The organism is Bacillus sp. MAG717A (assembly GCF_036884855.1).
GTDB lineage: Bacteria > Bacillota > Bacilli > Bacillales > Bacillaceae > Bacillus > Bacillus safensis.
This window is the reverse complement of record NZ_CP145733.1, coordinates 2,885,004-2,901,614: the sequence shown is the minus strand read 5'-3', so window position 1 is coordinate 2,901,614 and position 16,611 is coordinate 2,885,004. Positions and strand designations below refer to the sequence as shown.

Below are 16,611 nucleotides of genomic sequence, written 5' to 3'. Positions count from 1 at the left end.
ATGCTAAGGGTGTCCTTTTTGATTAAGATTCTTGATTTGTTTGTTCGTTTTTCTTTTGAATCGCTTTCAGCTGAACAGATCGCTCATCGTTTTCTTCAAAAAATTGAACGAGATCGCCGATGCGGTCAATGCTGTTCCAGCTGAGATGATGTTCAATGCCTTCTACATCATCATAAATTTTCTCTTCATCTACACCAATGATTCTTAAAAATTGCTCCAGCAGTTCATGTCTGTATACGAGACGTTTTCCAATTTTTTTGCCTTTCGGGGTTAAAATTAGACCACGATACTTCTCATAAATGAGGTATTCATCTTTATCTAGCTTCTGAACCATTTTTGTTACAGAGGAGGGATGGACAGCGAGTGCTTCTGCAATATCAGAGACTCTGGCATATCCTTTTTCTTCTATCAGCATATAAATTTGTTCAATGTAATCTTCCATACTAGGTGTAGTCATAAAACCCCTCCATAATGCACCTTTACTTAATAATCAACCCAATTCTACACCATCGTTCATTAAAAAACAAGGAGTGTCCATCGTCTTAACGCTTGTAATTCCAATCATCTGAGGCATATTTCGTTTTGGCGAGATGATGGACAAACGCTAATTCTTCATCTGTCAGCTCATAAGGTTCAAGCTCAATATTTAATCCTTTTTCAAATCCTCTTTTAAACGCAACACGCGCATCGTCTATCGTACAAGTTCGGTCTGAGATTTCATTGATGGCAACCGCTTTGTTTTTAAAGCTTCGCTGCATCCGCTCTCTTACCCGGTCGTTAGGATAAAGGAACAAATCGAATAATTTATCCTCATCAAGGTCAATTAAAATAGATCCATGCTGGAGGATGACACCTTTTTGTCTCGTCTGAGCACTGCCCGCTACCTTTCTGCCTTCTACAACAAGCTCGTACCAAGAAGGGGCATCAAAGCATACAGAAGATCTTGGATTCTTTAAGCTTTCCTTTTCTTTATCTGTACGAGGAATGGCAAAATATGCATCGAGTCCCAGCTCTTTAAAGCCCTCTAAAATACCTTCTGAAATGACGCGGTACGCTTCTGTCACCGTTGCAGGCATTTCTGGATGTTCCTCTGACACAATCACGCTGTAGGTCAGCTCCTGGTCATGTAGTACTCCTCGTCCTCCGGTTGGTCTGCGGACAAATCCAAGACCATAGCGCTTGACGGCTTCTAGGTTGATTTCTTTTTCAACGTTCTGAAAATACCCAACAGATAATGTCGCCGGATCCCATCCATAAAAGCGGATAACAGGCGGGATGAGCTTCTCACTATGCCAATAAAGCAAGGCTTCGTCCATTGCCATGTTAAAGGCAGGGTCTTGGTTTCCTGAATCAATGAAACACCATTTCTCTTTTTGCATATAAAATCCCTTCTCTTTTACGTAGTCAATGTTAGATGATGGTGGTCACCACCGATTTTCTCTCTTCATCAGTCTATCAAATAGGGACGGAATTGAAAATAATTCTTACCATTTATGATGACAAGTTTCTTATGCTTTACTATAATAGTATTTGTCTAAAACGTACCATCAGACAGGCTACTGTGCTGATGCTCAAGAAGGAGTCGAGTTGTATTGTCAATATTCAACTATATCGTCCTCTCACTTTGTGGACTTTTTGTTCTTTATTCCATCGGCAGCTACATTTATCAGCAGCGCATTATGAAAACGCTGACGGAAGCAGAATTTATTAAAGGTTACCGCAAAGCCCAGCTCATTGATGTGAGAGAGCCAAATGAGTTTGAAGGCGGACATATTTTAGGGGCAAGAAATATCCCCCTTTCCCAACTAAAGCAGCGCAAAAATGAAATACGTCCTGACAAGCCTGTTTATCTTTATTGTCAAAATAATTTCAGAAGCGGAAAAGCAGCCCAAACTTTACGTAAAAACGGCTGCCGTGAGATTTATAATTTAAAAGGCGGCTTTAAAAAATGGGGCGGCCGCATTAAAACGAAGAACTAACAAAAAAGACTCTGGGAGCATGATTCTCCCTGAGTCTTTTTTCTTTATTTTCTTTCAAAAACGAGAACTGGGTTCCGTGCGGCCTTTGTTTCGTCCATACGTTTGACGACCGTTGTATGCGGCGCTTCCTGCACCACTTCAGGATTCTCTTCTGCTTCTTTCGCAATTTGAATCATTGCTTCGATGAATGCATCAAGCGTTTCTTTTGATTCTGTTTCAGTCGGTTCAATCATGATACATTCCTCTACATTAAGTGGGAAGTAGATCGTTGGCGGATGGTAGCCAAAATCAAGTAATCGTTTGGCAATATCCAGTGTCCGCACACCTAATTTTTTCTGACGTTTACCTGAAAGGACAAATTCATGCTTACAGTGACGATCAAACGGCAAATCATAATGAGCACTTAAGCGTCGCATCATATAGTTCGCATTTAACACGGCATTATCGGTTACAGCCTTTAAGCCGTCTGGACCCATAGAGCGGATGTACGCATAGGCTCTGACGTTAATGCCAAAGTTTCCATAGAATGGCTTCACACGCCCAATTGATTCCGGACGGTCATATTCAAAGTAAAAACGACCTTCCTTCTTTACAAGCACCGGCTTTGGCAAATACGGAATTAAATCCTTTTTAACGCCAACAGGACCTGAACCAGGACCTCCGCCTCCGTGTGGGCCTGTGAAGGTTTTATGAAGATTTAAGTGGACAACATCAAATCCCATATCTCCTGGTCTTGCTCTACTTAAAACAGCATTCAAGTTGGCTCCGTCATAATAAAGTTTACCGCCAGCTCCATGAACGATTTCAGCCATTTCTAAAATATTTTCTTCAAAGAGGCCAAGTGTATTCGGGTTTGTGAGCATTAAAGCAGCTGTTTCTTCATTAACAACGCGGCGTAAATCTTCTAAATCAACAAGCCCGTTTTCATCAGAGGCGACAGTAATGGTTTCAAATCCAGCGACTGTCGCAGATGCTGGGTTCGTTCCATGAGCCGAATCAGGCACAATGACTTTTGTACGCTGATGATCTCCTCTTGCTTCATGGTACGCACGGATCATCATGAGTCCCGTCCACTCGCCATGTGCTCCTGCCGCAGGCTGTAATGTTACAGCGTCCATCCCCGTAATTTCTTCAAGATGTTCACCTAGATCGTATAGTAATTCCAATGCACCTTGTACAGTGTCTGCCTCCTGCAGTGGATGGACCTGCGAGAAACCTGCAAGGCGTGCAACCTTTTCATTAATCTTTGGATTATATTTCATCGTACAAGAGCCAAGAGGATAAAATCCGGAATCGACCCCATGATTGCGTCTTGATAATGCTGTATAATGACGCATAATATCAAGCTCAGATACTTCAGGAAGCTCAGCATCCTCATCACGGATGTACGCCTCATCAAATAAAGACGGGATCTCCTGTTCAGGTACATCTAAATCAGGCAGGCTGTACCCAATTCTTCCTTCTTTAGATAATTCAAAAATAAGCGGCTGATCTTGTTTATTCATGGCGATCCCCCAATTCCTTGATAAACGTATCAATTTCTTCTTTTGTTCTCAGCTCTGTCACGGCTACAAGCATGTGCTGCTCAAGCTCTGGGTAGTCTAGCCCTAAGTCGTAGCCGCCGATAATTCCTTTTTCAAGCAAGCGTTTATTGGCTTCTTTTACAGTCTCCTGTAACTTGATCACAAATTCATTAAAATGAGCCCCTTCTACATCCGCCTGCAGTCCATATTTTTCTGCCTGTGTTTTGGCATAATGGGCTTTTTGCACGTTTTGATAGGCGATGTCTTTTATGCCTGTTTTCCCTAGTGCCGTCATGGCAACAGAAGCAGCTAGCGCATTTAATGCTTGGTTTGAGCAAATATTTGACGTCGCTTTATCTCTTCGAATGTGCTGCTCACGCGCTTGAAGAGTCAGGACAAATCCACGAACACCATTTTCATCTTCTGTCTGCCCGACTAAACGACCTGGCACTTTTCTCATCAACTTTTTCGTCACGGCAAAATATCCGCAGTGAGGTCCGCCAAATGCAGCTGGGATACCGAACGGCTGCGCATCACCAACGACAATGTCTGCCCCAAGTTTTCCAGGCGGCGTCAATAGCCCGAGTGCGAGGGGATTGCTAGAGACAATGAACAGGCTTTTTCCTTTATGTGCAATGGGTTCAATGTCTTTTAACGGCTCGACGACACCAAAAAAGTTTGGATATTGCACAAGAACTGCTGCTGTATCATCGCAGACCGCCTTTTCCAATGCAGCTAAATCTGTCTGCCCTTTTTTCGCAGGCACTTCAACAACTTCAATGTTTTGTCCTTTGGCGTATGTTTTCAGCACTGCTCTTGATTCTGGGTGAACCGTTTCAGAAACCACCACTTTTTTCTTCTTTGTGTGTCCCGCAGCGAGCATTGCCGCTTCAGCTAGTGCCGTCCCGCCATCATACATCGAGGAGTTGGCAAGATCCATACCAGTCAGCTCAGCGATCATTGTTTGGAATTCAAAGATCGCTTGCAATTCACCTTGCGAAATCTCCGGCTGATAAGGTGTATATGCTGTATAAAATTCAGAGCGTGAGATGACATGATCGACAATGACAGGCTGGTAATGATCATATACACCTGCACCAAGAAACGATGCATAGGAAACTGTATCCTTATTCTTTGCAGCTAGCCGGGATAATTCCCTGACAAGTGCTGTTTCAGATGCGGCTTCTTTGATGTTGTATGCTCCTTTGAATCTCACCTTCTCTGGGATATCTGAAAAAAGCTCATCAATCGACTGAACGCCGATGACATCCAGCATTTCTTTTTGATCTTGCTCTGTTTGCGGCAAATACCTGTGCTTCATCCTCTATTCCCCCTCGTTATTTGGCTCTTTTATAAAATGGTGTTGCGACGATTTTGGCTTTTAGACGTTTTTTGCGAACTTGTACTTCCAGCTCTGCCCCAAGCTCCGCTTCTGAGGTTTCGATCAAAGCAAGCCCGACATTTTTCTTTAATGTTGGGGATTGAGTGCCCGTTGTGACAATCCCAACCTGCTTTTCTCCTGAAAAGACTGGATAATCTGTACGCGGAATGCCTTTATCAATCATTTCAATGCCGACAAGCTTTCGCTTCAGTCCCTCTTCTTTTTGTTTTTTTAGAGCTGCTTTTCCGATAAAATCAGCTTCTTTATCGGTTTTGACAGCAAAACCAATTCCGCCTTCTAATGGCGAAATATCCTTTGTCAGTTCCTGGCCATAAAGCGGAAGCCTTGCTTCAAATCTCAAGGTATCACGTGCACCAAGTCCGCACGGTATTAATCCTTTTGGCTGCCCTGCTTCTAATAAAGCTGACCAAAGGTGGACCGCATCTTCTGACTGGCAGTAGATTTCAAAGCCATCTTCCCCTGTGTAGCCTGTTCTGGAAACGAGCACTTCTTTATTTGCGACCTCAGCTTTTGATAAAAACGTAAATGGTTTAAGCGATGTCACCTCTTCATCCGCCACCTCTTTGATGATGTCAGCTGCAAGAGGTCCTTGAAGCGCTAGCAAGGCGATTTGATCAGACATATTTTTGATCAATACGTCATCCTTCTCTTGGTGCTTCAAAAGCCAATCCACGTCTTTATCGATATTTGATGCATTGATGACAAGTAAATAGTGGTTCTTTTCTTTTTGGTAGACGAGCAGGTCATCTACCGTTCCGCCATCTTCATAACACATGGCTGTATATAGTGCCTTACCGTCTGTCAGCTTAGACACATCATTGGTTAATAACCTTTGTAAAAAAGGAAGGGCATCTTGACCTTTGACGTCCACCTCACCCATGTGAGACACATCAAAAAGCCCTGCTTTTGTTCGAACAGCTTCATGTTCTTCTTTAATGGAAGAAAATTGGACAGGTAATTCCCAGCCCCCGAAGTCAATGGTTTTTGCGCCAAACGTTTCATACGCATGAAAAAGCGGTGTTCGTTTCAACATCAATCGTTTCCCCCTTTTTTTTAGTGCAAATGCAAGCTGAATTTTCAGAAAAAAATCACAGCAAAAAAGGACAGAGCGCTCCCTTTTATCAAAAAGAAGTCTCTGTCCTTGCACCTGAAAGTTTACAGCACAACATCATTGTGCGTTTTCCCCTTTGGTGGTTTGCTAAAACGATCAGCAAACACTCTCCAGAGTTGCGTCCGGTAAGAGTACTTTTGCCTGAGAGATTCACTGAATCATACAGCTTGCTCCTTCGGCGCCTGCCAGTGCAAAATAACCGCCAAGTCTCTCCCCATACCATCATCCGCTCATATTTTTCACATTTATTGGACATACTATCAAAATGGGTGACTTATTTTCTAGATCACTTATCAACATCCTACCATTAGAAATGGATGGAGAGCAATAGAAAAATCATTAACATTTTTAAAATACCCTTTCGATATCGTTCGCTTTTATTCATATATCTAGTCTTTTAGAGACCTCTTAAAAAATGAAGCGTTTAAAAACAGAACAATTTATCAGACCCTACTAGAAAGGCAGGCGACCACATTGAATATTCAAATGATTTTTGATCAGGAATGGGCAAATGAATTTCAGCAGCGGCTTTCATCAGACGGCCCCTGGGCGAACTGGGATATGTATCGATTAGCGACGCAGGTTCAAAAAGTCACAGCCATTGATTCATTCGAGGGGCTGCAAGCTCCCGCGCACCTGCCTGCATTCACACCTTTACAGCACCAGCTCGAAGTAGCCAGAAGAGTCGTAGAAGAAATGAATGGGAAAGCCATTCTAGCAGATGAAGTGGGACTGGGAAAAACCGTAGAAGCAGGACTCATTATCAAAGAATACATGATTCGTGGACTTGCCAAAAAAATTCTTATTCTCGTCCCCGCCTCCCTTGTATCTCAGTGGGTACAGGAGTTGCGGACGAAATTTTATATTGATGCTGTTGAACAAAAAAAGAGCTATGTGTGGGAGCAGTGCGACGTTGTCGTTTCTTCCATTGACACAGCCAAAAGACAGCCGCATCGAGACACGATTTTATCGATTGCCTACGATATGGTCATTATCGATGAAGCACACAAACTGAAAAACAATAAAACGAAAAACTATGAATTTGTGAGAAACCTGAATAAGAAGTTCTGTCTGCTGCTGACAGCGACACCTATTCAAAACCGGATCGGGGAAATATTTAATCTCGTTTCCCTTCTGAAGCCGGGCCACCTAGGAAATGAACATCAATTTAAAGATATCTTTGCCAAAAAGGACTTGCAGCTTGAAGACCATGACCGATTAAAACAGCTCGTCAATAAAGTGATGATTCGAAACCGAAGACAAGACACAGGCATCGAGTGGACAAAACGGCATGTCAAAACGATTTCTATTGATTTTTCTCCGACAGAACAAGCATTGTATGATGAAATCTGCAAGCTGAAAGAGAATCCGTCTTATACAAAGCATATGTTTTCCATTATGACCTTGGAACGAGAATGCTGTTCAAGCCGTGAGGCAGTTTATATGACGATTAAAAAAATGCAGGAAGAAGAAAAGCATATTCTCGGCTCTTCTGCTATAGCGCAAATCATGGAGAAGATCAATCAAGTGGAGCAAAACTCAAAGGCGCTTGAAGTGGTCAAACTCATTCAACAGTTAAATGAAAAGGTTATTATTTTTACCGAATACCGCGCGACACAAATTTATTTACAATGGTTTCTACAGCAAAATGGCATTAGCTCCGTGCCATTTCGGGGCGGCTTTAAGCGGGGCAAAAAAGATTGGATGAAAGATTTATTTAGAGAACGGGCGCAAGTGTTAATTGCTACAGAAGCTGGCGGCGAAGGGATCAATCTTCAGTTTTGTAATCAAATCATCAACTACGACCTCCCGTGGAACCCGATGCGTTTAGAACAGAGAATCGGACGTATCCACCGCCTTGGCCAAGAACGAGATGTCCACATTTACAATATGGCAACGAACGGAACAGTTGAAGAGCATATTTTAAAGCTTTTATATGAAAAAATTCAGCTGTTCGAAAACGTCATAGGCGATTTAGATGATATTTTAACGAGAATTGATATTGAAGATGTCGAAACAGAGTTGCATCAAATTCTCTTCCAGCATGAATCCGATGGAGACATGAAAAAGAAATTAACCCAGTTTGCTTCTTACTTAACTGAAGCACAAACACCACTTTTAGAAAAGAGACAGCAGGGCTCATAAAGGAGAGTTGATCAATGGAGCAGCATGACATTCACACCTTTCTTCTCCGTTTTTTCAAGGCGAATCAATGCAGCATAATAGAAGAAAGTGCAGGACATATGACCGTACAGCTGACAATCGAAATGGATAAATTGATTATGAACCGTCCTTTTTATTGGCACTGGCTTGAAAAAACTGGCGGTGTACCTGAACCGAGGCAATTGACTTTCATCACAGATCAAAAAAAAGCGGGTGATACGGTCAGTGGTGAATTCATCCATTTCGGCTCCCCCCGGTTATTTCAAATATTTGAGGCGGTCAAACAACAGGGACGTTTTATCCGGCTCTATGAACGAGTCAGCCCGCTCACGAACAATCAGATCGCACTTGAGCCATGGCTTGGTCTCAATGTAAAAATTTCTTACCTTGCAGACCGGAAGAAGGATAAGCTTTTATCATTAGGACTTCATCTTATACGCGGAGAAGTCATTGAACAGTTTCAAGAAAAGCTGGAAGCTCGCGAGCTTTCTTCTCAAATTCCCGATTATTGTTTTACGATGAGTACAATGATTAAGCCAGAAAGCGGAATCAAACGGCTCTACAGCCTCATGGAGCGTTATGCCCATGAGGAACCGGACGACTGGGCAGTGCGGGCCGTTCAAAAGTGGAAGGAAGACTCCGAACTTTTAAACCAGTTTTATGAAGGGACTTCAGACACATCTGTAGAATATGAAATAGAAAGGCAAGCACTCAAAACTTTATACGAACCAAAAATCAGTCTTACGATTGAAAATGGCGGACTTTTTTACTTACAGCAAAAAAGAGGAGGATGACCCATAGTCCCCTCCCCTTTTATGTGACTTACAATTTTCGATCAGTCTAAAGCTAAGTTTGTCTGTTTGTATTGGGCGGAAACATGACGCAAGCAAACTATGAGGTCTTACCACCTATGTCTTTCCATTTCATGCGTTAAGTGCCTGAAATACATGATTCAGTATTTTAGGAGGGTATTTGTATGGAAAAGAAAACGAACAAATTAGACAGTGAATGGGTTCAATTATTACGTGAAGCTCGCAAGGCAGGACTAACAGTTGAAGAAGTCCGTCATTTCCTCAAATCAAATGAAAAGTCCTCTGAGTCTCCCCCTCTGGTAAGAAGTCATTCTATCAAACCTTTCTGAATGTGCTATAATATCGAAAGGAAGGTGATGACATTGATTGGCCAGCGTATTAAACAATACCGCAATGAAAAAGGCTACTCACTATCAGAACTGGCCGAAAAGGCTGGGGTAGCGAAGTCTTATTTAAGCTCAATAGAAAGAAACTTGCAAACAAACCCCTCCATTCAATTTCTTGAAAAAGTCTCCGCTGTTCTGGACGTCTCGGTTCATACACTTTTAAACGAAAAAGATGAAACCGAATACGATGGTCAATTAGATAGTGAATGGGAAAAACTAGTTCGAGATGCAATGACATCAGGGGTTTCGAAAAAGCAATTTCGTGAATTTTTAGATTATCAAATCTGGAGAAAAAAGCAAGAAGAGGAGTAAAGCGCACGTTTTAGCGCATACTCCTCCAATTGCTATGCAGATCTTGATATCAGCCTAAAGACTGGCTTTATTTTTTATCTTCGCTGTGTGCTTTTTCGTTTTCTTTCACGTAGCCTTTTTCATCCGTATGCTTTTTTGGATTGATCGTTAAACCATTCCACTGAGTCGCTTCGAAGGAAAGATCAATTTGAATCGCATCGCCTTGGTATTTATTTTGGATATAGTGACCAGCTTTATCCTTCGTCTGGTCATTGATAAATTCAATGGTCATTTCCACTTTATCGTAATCAAACGGATTCTTTGGAATGCCGTCATACTCTGGAGCCACTGTTCCATCAACAGTTGCTACATTAATTTTCCCACTTTCATGTAAAAACTTCTCATCGACGGCATGACGAAGCTTTTCAAATGCGGTCTGATCCTGTTTTGACGTTAATTGATGCAAGTCAAGCAGGTTTGCATGGTCTAAAATAATGCTTTTCGGATAACCATTTCCACCTTCGGCTCCAACCGTCAGAACACTCACCTGAAACTGACTGAGAAATTCTTCAGCTGTATTCTTACCGCCATTCTTCGCGGAAGATCCATCTGTAAACTGGCTATAATCAAGACTCATCAGCACTTGGTTTATCGCTAGTGATCCCTTATTATCAAAATGAAATTCTTTCTTGATCCGATCACCAGGTTTTAAGTTCGAAAGGTTGATGGCGCCGGAGTTCTCTTTAGCAGATAAATCCAGCTCTCCTGTCGAGTAGACCGCATTTGCCTTTTCAAAATCATTAAACGCCGCCCATGTCCCCCCGCCGATTAATGCAAGACCTAAAGCCCCTGATAATACACCTAAACGAATTGATTTCTTCATTGCCATGAATAATAAACCCCCTAATATTTTGTTTTATTGAAACCTAATTAGGTTACAAACGATTTAAGCTTGTTCCTCTGACATATGTACATCAGCCGTGTGTCTACGGTGTTTCGCTGCGCCCACAAAATGAATGGTTGAATAAACAAGCAGCATGACACCTGGTATAATAAGGAGCAAAGCAGTTCCAGCTGATGTCCCTGCATACGAAAGAAGCTTGCCTGCATAAGGAATGTTCACTCCCATATACTGCGCAGTCACCTGATCCGCTTTTACCAGCGTGCCGTCCTGATACATATTATTGTCACCCTTCGTCTCAAACGCTTTATTTGCATCCTTTCCCTTCACCCCAACAATTCGGTGGGTCACAAAGGACTGATCCTGCTTTGTTTGAAACGTAATAATATCTCCTTTTTTGAGCGTCTCAGGTGAGGCGACCTGCTTTACAACAATCAGTGACCCAGCTGAAAATTCTGGTTCCATCGAACCTGATAATACTTGCTTCAATTGATAACCGAAAATCTGAGGTTCTCCTCCTGTTGTTCTTGATGACAACACGACAATAATTGAGGCTATCATCACCGTGAACACCACCACATAAAGAATACTCCCAGACATCTTCATCCATTTTTTCATGATCTCTTCTCCCCTTCGCCTATCATTTCTCGATTTAAAAGACAGCCCCATCTAGGACGCCTTTTCTTGACACTTTGAGAGCACCATCTGTTTAGACCAAAAGTACGCCTGATCAGATGCGCCAAATCCTTTAGGATAAAAGATTTTAAATGCATAGATTCCATTTGTTTTTGCTTTATCTGTCGTGACAGTCGCTGTTTCTTGCGACAATAGGGACTTTATTGAGCCCTTTTCAAGAATATGACCATCTTGTAATGGTTCTTGGCCATTTCCCACTTTATGTAGTTCCCAGTTCCATTCAGAGTACGCAATAGGCTGTCCACTATTTTTTAGTGTCATGCTCAGCTTTTGAGGTGCGCAGACTGTTCCTTCGATCATCGTTTGATCGACAAGCTCCAATTGACTTTGATCCCATTTTTTAGGCTGACAATGCTGATCTGTCTGTTCAAAGTTTTCACATGTTTTCATGACAAAATTTTTGTGCTCGACATCGTTAAAAGAGGCATTCGTTGGTGTCATGAGGTAAGACGTCAACATCAAACAAATGGCACAAAAAAGGACAAAGAGCGACTGTTTCATTAATCCCTTCAACTCCTTGAACGGTTGTTCTTTAAAAAGAACGATTATATACAGTATAAGGAAATACCTATAAAATCCAAAACGTCAAATTAGTTCATTTTGTTCTTAAACAAGAACCATTGCGAGAAAATTCTTCCATTTTCTCATTCTTTCGCCATATTCAATATTTTTTTGTGTGACATTTGTACTTCTTAAAACTTACATAAAAATGTAGGATTTGGTCAGGATATGAAGAGATGAGGTGATGTTAAGTGAAATATGGAAAAATCATAATCATGCTCAGTTTACTGCTGAGTCCTATGATGCTAGACGTCAAACCTGTTGATGCGAGAGATTTGACTGCTGCAGCAGATCAATGGGAAACGCGAGCAGTCAAAGAAGCCAAAAAAAGATACCCGCTAACGCAAGTCTTATTTAAACAAAAAGTATGGGACCGCCACCGTGATAAGGAATCTGTAAAACAGTATCATATTACGTTAAAAGACCATACAAAGGAATTTGGGGTATTTGTCACCATTTCCTATAATCCTTACTCAAACAAGGTGAATAAAGTGATTGTTGTGGAGGAATACAACTAAAATGGCATAAAAAAAACCGCCTGCTGGCGGCTTTTTACTTTCGTCGATGTCGCTTACGTTTTTTAAGCATCATGGAGAAACCAAACGGTAGAACCCCGAATAATCGCTGTGAAAACGGCGGTTTTGTTTCCATTTTTTCTTGTTTGTGTTCCTTCCGTTCGTCTCGTGGCGTATTCATATATTTAATGATTTCCTGCGTCATATATTTTACATAGTCATTTGTTTTCAAGCAAATTCACCTCTTCTTCCTTCAAGTGTTACCAGAAAGAGGATGATTTTATACACTGGCTAATCAGGGTTTGCCCATCTCATGATTTCACCGGTCTTCCAATCCAGCATCAGCTCCCGCTCATCGGATAGGCCATCCTTTGTTTTCACCCTCACCAAAACGAGGACACGTTTATTCTTTTGATCGCATTTCATCTGCTTCAGTATCACATGGCCTTCTTCAGTATCAATATGAACCTTCTGCTTTTCACAAATGCGTTTTACTGAGCTGGCAGCTTCACTCACACCCACCCTAAAAAGCTGCTGTTTTTTATAAAAAGAAATCGTGAGCTCTGCACTTCTCAGCTCTTTTTGAAAGCCCATCGTTATCGCTCCTAGGATCAAGAGAAAAAATAGAATCACAGCAAGCACATGCGGATAGATAAACCCTTCCTCTCTTTTCACGATGCAGGAACCACCCCTTTATATGTGAAAAAAACGGCTTCATGAACCTTACCAGATCCATCTGTGACTTTCAGGATGGCTCTATGCTGACTCGTTCTCACATGAAATTGTTTTACCTTGTGCAATAAAGGAAGATGTCCAGCTTGATCCGTTCGTTTTCGAAGCATATCTTGATATGGCTCAATCGTTACCACTCGCCCTTGATCAGATACATACTCTAACACTTTACCTCCTTGTACCGATCGAACTGCCGTTGCACGGCTTAATTCCTCATCTAATTGCAGGACAGTCTGTTTCCACTCCATTTGTGAAAATCGGTTAATTTCTTCAAAAGGAAGGGCTTTCTCAGCTGTTGAAAAGATCAGTACACAGCCAAAAGAGAGGAACAAAAATAGCTGCAATTGCCACAAAGCCTGGACAAGGGTAAAACCTTGTTCACCGTTCCGCAACCTGGTGAAAGCATATGGTCTGCTTTTTTTGCAATTTGTATGATACACATCCCTTCTCTTTACTCCAATTGAATACATATGTGTTGTCGCCTCGCTTCTTTTTGACAGAAGATTTTTTACCTTCTATGAACGCTTCATTCATCTGTTCATGCAAGATTTGATAAGCTTCAAGCTTGGCTCTTACTTCCTTTTTCCCCATCATGAGTTTTTCATAGGCAGGCATGAGCACAAGAGCAGCAAATAAAAAGAGATGGCAGGCAAACAGCGTTTCAATCGTACTAAACCCTCTATTGCTTTTGAACATGGATTCGCCCGCTTCCTAAATAAATCGTGAGTTTATACGTTTGACCGCCAAATTCGACAATGAGAGATCCTCCGCTGCTTGGATGTCCGTTTTCATTAAAATAGATACCTTGCGAGAATGTAGAAATTTTGATGCTGCCCTTTTTATGCTGATAAGAAGCAATGACTTCGTTACTCTTTTGATCTATTACCTGATAAGATACATGCGGCGGTTGGATCTCAACAAGCACACGTGTTTTTTTGATAAATGCAGTATATGATGCCAATTGAAGATCTTGTTTCATGATGTTTACTTGTCTTTTGGCTTCAGCGCTTACTATTAAATTTGGGATTTTCATTCCTATGATCGACAATAGAATCGATAGAACTAGTAAGATCATTAGCTGCTCCATGAGGGTAAAACCCTTCTCATGTAAAAGTAATTTATTCATGCTTCACGTTGCCGTTTTGAATGACAATCGCTTTTCCATTAGGACAGGTTAATCCCTTTTTAACATAACCTTCTTTTTCTAACTCAGCTAAAGATGGCGTCTTCCCATCATGCTCCAATTCATATGCCATCACTTGTGTGCTGACCATTGATTTGAGCCCTTCACAGCCCTTTGCTTGAATTGCTTGGTGATGACGTGTGATATTCGGTATGGTAATGAGTAAAAGAATGGATATCACGAGCATGACAATTAACATTTCTAACAGGGTAAACCCTTTATCATTCATGTCTTTGTCCTCCTTCTTACACTTGCTCCATTAGTTGATACATTGGTAAAAGAATAGATAAATACACGATGAGTATAAGAAGTGCCGTCACACCATAGATCACCGGCTGCAGCCAAGACATCCATTTTTCAATTTTCAGCTCTGCATTCTCTAATAGAAATTGGCTGTACGTGTACATTTCTCTTGCAAGCATCCCGCTTGCTTCACCATGTTTGATGATGGCTGCAAAATGTTTTTCGAAAAAAGGACTCTCACTTACTTGATGTGCCATGCTTTCTCCTTTTCTTAACTCATCCATCATTTGTTCACCTATTTCTTGAAGAAAAGGTAAGTAGCTTTGCTGTTTAAAAGCTTGCAAACCCTCGTACATCGATAATCCAGCCTGAAGCAGTCCGCTTAGCTGAAGAGAAAAAAGGTACGTATGCATCAGCTGCATCCCTTTATATAAAAAAGGCAGCTTACTCATCACCCTCAATTTCTCAAGGGTCGACTTTTTCCTAAAAAACAAAGCATAATAGCCGGTAAGACAAATACACATACAACTGATGATGAGCAGAAAAGCATGAAGGAATTGAAACATTCCAAACATTCCTTGAATCAGCCAAGACATGCGGGTATCCATCGATGAGTACAAAACAGAAAATTGAGGAATGATCATATTCTGAACGAGTATCAGCACGACCAAAACCGTGAAGATGAGGAAGAGCGGGTAACGTAACATGCGTTTAAACGTGTCTAACTGCTTGACTTTTTTCTCTAAAAAACGGGCGCTTTGTTCTAAAGCACGGGCTAGACTGCCATGCTTCTCAGAAAAACATAGTATGGCGATGACTTCCCGCTGAAAATGGAGTCGCTCGAGCACTACATAAAAAGGCTCGCCTTCGTGCAGCCACTGAATACCTAGTTTTAATTGCTGCCGCTGTTGTTGTGATAACTGAATATTCACCATCACTAATGCCTCAATCAATGTATATCCAGCCTGAATTAATTGAGCCAGTTTTGATAGGCATTCAGCTTGGTCCTTTTTAGACCATACTTTAGAGGCTCGCTTCTTCATAAACCCAGCGATGGTAAGTGTTTTTTGGTAGATAGCCAAGTGCCACTCCTTTACGAATTAATCTTTGCAGTGTTTCATATGACGAGTGAGCATATTCTCCTTTAGCTTCCTTGATACACTCACCAAGCTCTTTTCCGAACAGCAGTTCAAATACATTTGTTCGTCTGATTGATCGATTTAATTTACAGTAAAGCTGACATGTTTCTCCGCAAAAAGGACAGGTGAGCTCGATTAATCGCTGGGCAGCAATCGCAACCATCGTTTGCTCAAGTTCATTCATCGTGACACCAAATTCAAGCATACGATAAAGGGCTCCTTTTGCATTTTTTGCATGGAGCGTACTCAATACTAAATGGCCTGTCAGTGCTGCTCTAATCGCCGTTCTGGCCGTTTCAGCATCTCTTATTTCTCCTAGCACAATCATATCTGGATCATGTCTTAAAATAGCGCGTAATCCAGCGGCATATGTGATGCCGGCTTTTTCATTTACTTGAACCTGTAACACTTCTTCATTTCTTGTTTCCACAGGATCTTCAAGTGTAATAATATTTCGGTTGAAATTCTTTTTTGCAAACTGGATCAGTGAATAGAGGGTTGTTGTTTTCCCCGAATTGGTTGGACCGGTAAATAAAATGAGCCCATGCGAATGCTTCAAAAATGACAATAACCTGGCTGAAGCTTTCGGAAATAGTGACAGATGTTTTATTTTCGGAACATGATCCTGCGGCAATATTCTGATCACTAAACTCTCATCATTTACAGTTGGTAAGGTAGACATTCGAATAAACACCTGGCCGCTTCTTAGCATCACAGCTAATGACCCATTTTGCGGTCTCCGTTTTTCTCCGATATCCATGGATGATAAAAATTTAAAATGAGCAATGAGCCGCTCACCGTTTTTTTTATCAATGGTTCGCTGCTGGATTAAATCTGAGTCTACGCGGAAAGATACCAACGCTTCCTTTTCTTTTGGGACAATGTGCACATCAGATGCTCTCATGCGGCATGCTTCTTCTAGCAGCTCTTGCCTTAAATATTCAATCCCATACAAGTGGATCACTCCTTTCATT

The 16,611-nt window shown here is 41.5% G+C and carries 22 protein-coding genes and 1 riboswitch; of the genes, 6 read left to right on the top strand and 16 right to left on the bottom strand.

The features are described 5' to 3' along the window. Positions 1 to 22: 22 nt before the first annotated feature. Entirely contained in the window at positions 23 to 457 is a 435-nt protein-coding gene (gene mntR / locus V6Z54_RS14995) for a transcriptional regulator MntR (protein ID WP_003215946.1), read from the bottom strand. Positions 458 to 542: 85 nt separating this feature from the next. After that, entirely contained in the window at positions 543 to 1,379 is an 837-nt protein-coding gene (locus V6Z54_RS14990) for a biotin/lipoate A/B protein ligase family protein (protein WP_039179911.1), read from the bottom strand. Positions 1,380 to 1,598: 219 nt separating this feature from the next. Here V6Z54_RS14990 and V6Z54_RS14985 point away from each other — a divergent pair, with 219 nt between their 5' ends. Beyond that, positions 1,599 to 1,979: a rhodanese-like domain-containing protein gene (locus tag V6Z54_RS14985; protein WP_039183198.1), complete on the top strand. Its 381-nt coding sequence runs from the start codon at positions 1,599 to 1,601 to the stop codon at positions 1,977 to 1,979. A 44-nt stretch (positions 1,980 to 2,023) separates the two neighbouring features. Here V6Z54_RS14985 and gcvPB read toward each other — a convergent pair whose 3' ends face one another. The 3 genes from gcvPB to gcvT are packed head-to-tail and all read right to left on the bottom strand — an operon-like array spanning position 2,024 to position 5,937. Beyond that, positions 2,024 to 3,484, bottom strand: coding sequence for an aminomethyl-transferring glycine dehydrogenase subunit GcvPB (gcvPB, locus tag V6Z54_RS14980; protein ID WP_041086155.1), 1,461 nt, complete (start codon positions 3,482 to 3,484; stop codon positions 2,024 to 2,026). Further along, entirely contained in the window at positions 3,477 to 4,823 is a 1,347-nt protein-coding gene (gcvPA, locus tag V6Z54_RS14975) for an aminomethyl-transferring glycine dehydrogenase subunit GcvPA (protein ID WP_305960298.1), read from the bottom strand. Before gcvPA ends, gcvPB begins: the two co-directional genes overlap by 8 nt. A 16-nt stretch (positions 4,824 to 4,839) precedes the next feature. Further along, complete coding sequence (gcvT, locus tag V6Z54_RS14970; RefSeq protein WP_269103282.1) at positions 4,840 to 5,937, bottom strand: glycine cleavage system aminomethyltransferase GcvT; 1,098 nt, start codon at positions 5,935 to 5,937, stop codon at positions 4,840 to 4,842. A gap of 197 nt (positions 5,938 to 6,134) precedes the next feature. Next, positions 6,135 to 6,241: riboswitch (glycine riboswitch) on the bottom strand. A gap of 248 nt (positions 6,242 to 6,489) precedes the next feature. On the opposite strand from gcvT, the gene V6Z54_RS14965 reads away from it, so the two are divergent. From V6Z54_RS14965 to sinR, 4 genes are all read left to right on the top strand, one after another. Continuing rightward, entirely contained in the window at positions 6,490 to 8,160 is a 1,671-nt protein-coding gene (locus V6Z54_RS14965; protein ID WP_338527459.1) for an SNF2-related protein, read from the top strand. A gap of 14 nt (positions 8,161 to 8,174) precedes the next feature. Next, the gene (locus V6Z54_RS14960) at positions 8,175 to 8,972 is read left to right on the top strand and encodes a YqhG family protein (RefSeq protein ID WP_041086163.1); all 798 of its coding nucleotides are present in this window, start codon (positions 8,175 to 8,177) and stop codon (positions 8,970 to 8,972) included. Positions 8,973 to 9,154: 182 nt separating this feature from the next. Then, positions 9,155 to 9,319 (top strand): anti-repressor SinI family protein, encoded by a 165-nt coding sequence (locus tag V6Z54_RS14955; protein WP_073206269.1) that lies wholly within the window; start codon positions 9,155 to 9,157, stop codon positions 9,317 to 9,319. Between the two features lie 33 nt (positions 9,320 to 9,352). Further along, entirely contained in the window at positions 9,353 to 9,688 is a 336-nt protein-coding gene (gene sinR / locus V6Z54_RS14950) for a transcriptional regulator SinR (RefSeq protein ID WP_024422969.1), read from the top strand. A gap of 67 nt (positions 9,689 to 9,755) precedes the next feature. Here sinR and V6Z54_RS14945 read toward each other — a convergent pair whose 3' ends face one another. The 3 genes from V6Z54_RS14945 to tapA are packed head-to-tail and all read right to left on the bottom strand — an operon-like array spanning position 9,756 to position 11,765. After that, complete coding sequence (locus V6Z54_RS14945; protein WP_338527458.1) at positions 9,756 to 10,556, bottom strand: TasA family protein; 801 nt, start codon at positions 10,554 to 10,556, stop codon at positions 9,756 to 9,758. A 57-nt stretch (positions 10,557 to 10,613) separates the two neighbouring features. Then, a complete protein-coding gene (locus V6Z54_RS14940) occupies positions 10,614 to 11,186 on the bottom strand; it encodes a signal peptidase I (RefSeq protein WP_047202287.1) in 573 nt (190 codons plus the stop codon). 51 nt (positions 11,187 to 11,237) lie between these two features. Beyond that, a complete protein-coding gene (tapA, locus tag V6Z54_RS14935) occupies positions 11,238 to 11,765 on the bottom strand; it encodes an amyloid fiber anchoring/assembly protein TapA (protein ID WP_075611636.1) in 528 nt (175 codons plus the stop codon). A 299-nt stretch (positions 11,766 to 12,064) separates the two neighbouring features. Between tapA and V6Z54_RS14930 the strand changes: the two genes are divergently transcribed. Beyond that, complete coding sequence (locus V6Z54_RS14930; protein WP_241768915.1) at positions 12,065 to 12,343, top strand: DUF3889 domain-containing protein; 279 nt, start codon at positions 12,065 to 12,067, stop codon at positions 12,341 to 12,343. Between the two features lie 34 nt (positions 12,344 to 12,377). On the opposite strand, the gene V6Z54_RS14925 is transcribed toward V6Z54_RS14930, so the two are convergent. Genes V6Z54_RS14925 through comGA form a run of 8 tightly spaced genes read right to left on the bottom strand, consistent with a single transcriptional unit; the run spans position 12,378 to position 16,592 of the window. After that, the gene (locus tag V6Z54_RS14925) at positions 12,378 to 12,572 is read right to left on the bottom strand and encodes a YqzE family protein (RefSeq protein WP_041086171.1); all 195 of its coding nucleotides are present in this window, start codon (positions 12,570 to 12,572) and stop codon (positions 12,378 to 12,380) included. A 59-nt stretch (positions 12,573 to 12,631) separates the two neighbouring features. Further along, a complete protein-coding gene (comGG, locus tag V6Z54_RS14920) occupies positions 12,632 to 13,015 on the bottom strand; it encodes a competence type IV pilus minor pilin ComGG (RefSeq protein ID WP_073979615.1) in 384 nt (127 codons plus the stop codon). Then, positions 13,012 to 13,542: a competence type IV pilus minor pilin ComGF gene (gene comGF / locus V6Z54_RS14915; RefSeq protein ID WP_338527457.1), complete on the bottom strand. Its 531-nt coding sequence runs from the start codon at positions 13,540 to 13,542 to the stop codon at positions 13,012 to 13,014. The genes comGG and comGF overlap by 4 nt, the downstream gene beginning before the upstream one ends. Next, complete coding sequence (gene comGE / locus V6Z54_RS14910) at positions 13,451 to 13,768, bottom strand: competence type IV pilus minor pilin ComGE (RefSeq protein ID WP_338527456.1); 318 nt, start codon at positions 13,766 to 13,768, stop codon at positions 13,451 to 13,453. The genes comGF and comGE overlap by 92 nt, the downstream gene beginning before the upstream one ends. Further along, complete coding sequence (gene comGD / locus V6Z54_RS14905; RefSeq protein ID WP_338527455.1) at positions 13,752 to 14,198, bottom strand: competence type IV pilus minor pilin ComGD; 447 nt, start codon at positions 14,196 to 14,198, stop codon at positions 13,752 to 13,754. The genes comGE and comGD overlap by 17 nt, the downstream gene beginning before the upstream one ends. Beyond that, entirely contained in the window at positions 14,191 to 14,484 is a 294-nt protein-coding gene (gene comGC / locus V6Z54_RS14900; protein WP_024422977.1) for a competence type IV pilus major pilin ComGC, read from the bottom strand. The genes comGD and comGC overlap by 8 nt, the downstream gene beginning before the upstream one ends. Before the next feature lie 16 nt (positions 14,485 to 14,500). Next, the gene (comGB, locus tag V6Z54_RS14895) at positions 14,501 to 15,580 is read right to left on the bottom strand and encodes a competence type IV pilus assembly protein ComGB (RefSeq protein WP_338527454.1); all 1,080 of its coding nucleotides are present in this window, start codon (positions 15,578 to 15,580) and stop codon (positions 14,501 to 14,503) included. After that, on the bottom strand, positions 15,522 to 16,592 hold the full coding sequence (gene comGA, locus V6Z54_RS14890) for a competence type IV pilus ATPase ComGA (protein WP_080772262.1): 1,071 nt from the start codon (positions 16,590 to 16,592) through the stop codon (positions 15,522 to 15,524). Before comGA ends, comGB begins: the two co-directional genes overlap by 59 nt. Positions 16,593 to 16,611 lie beyond the last annotated feature (19 nt).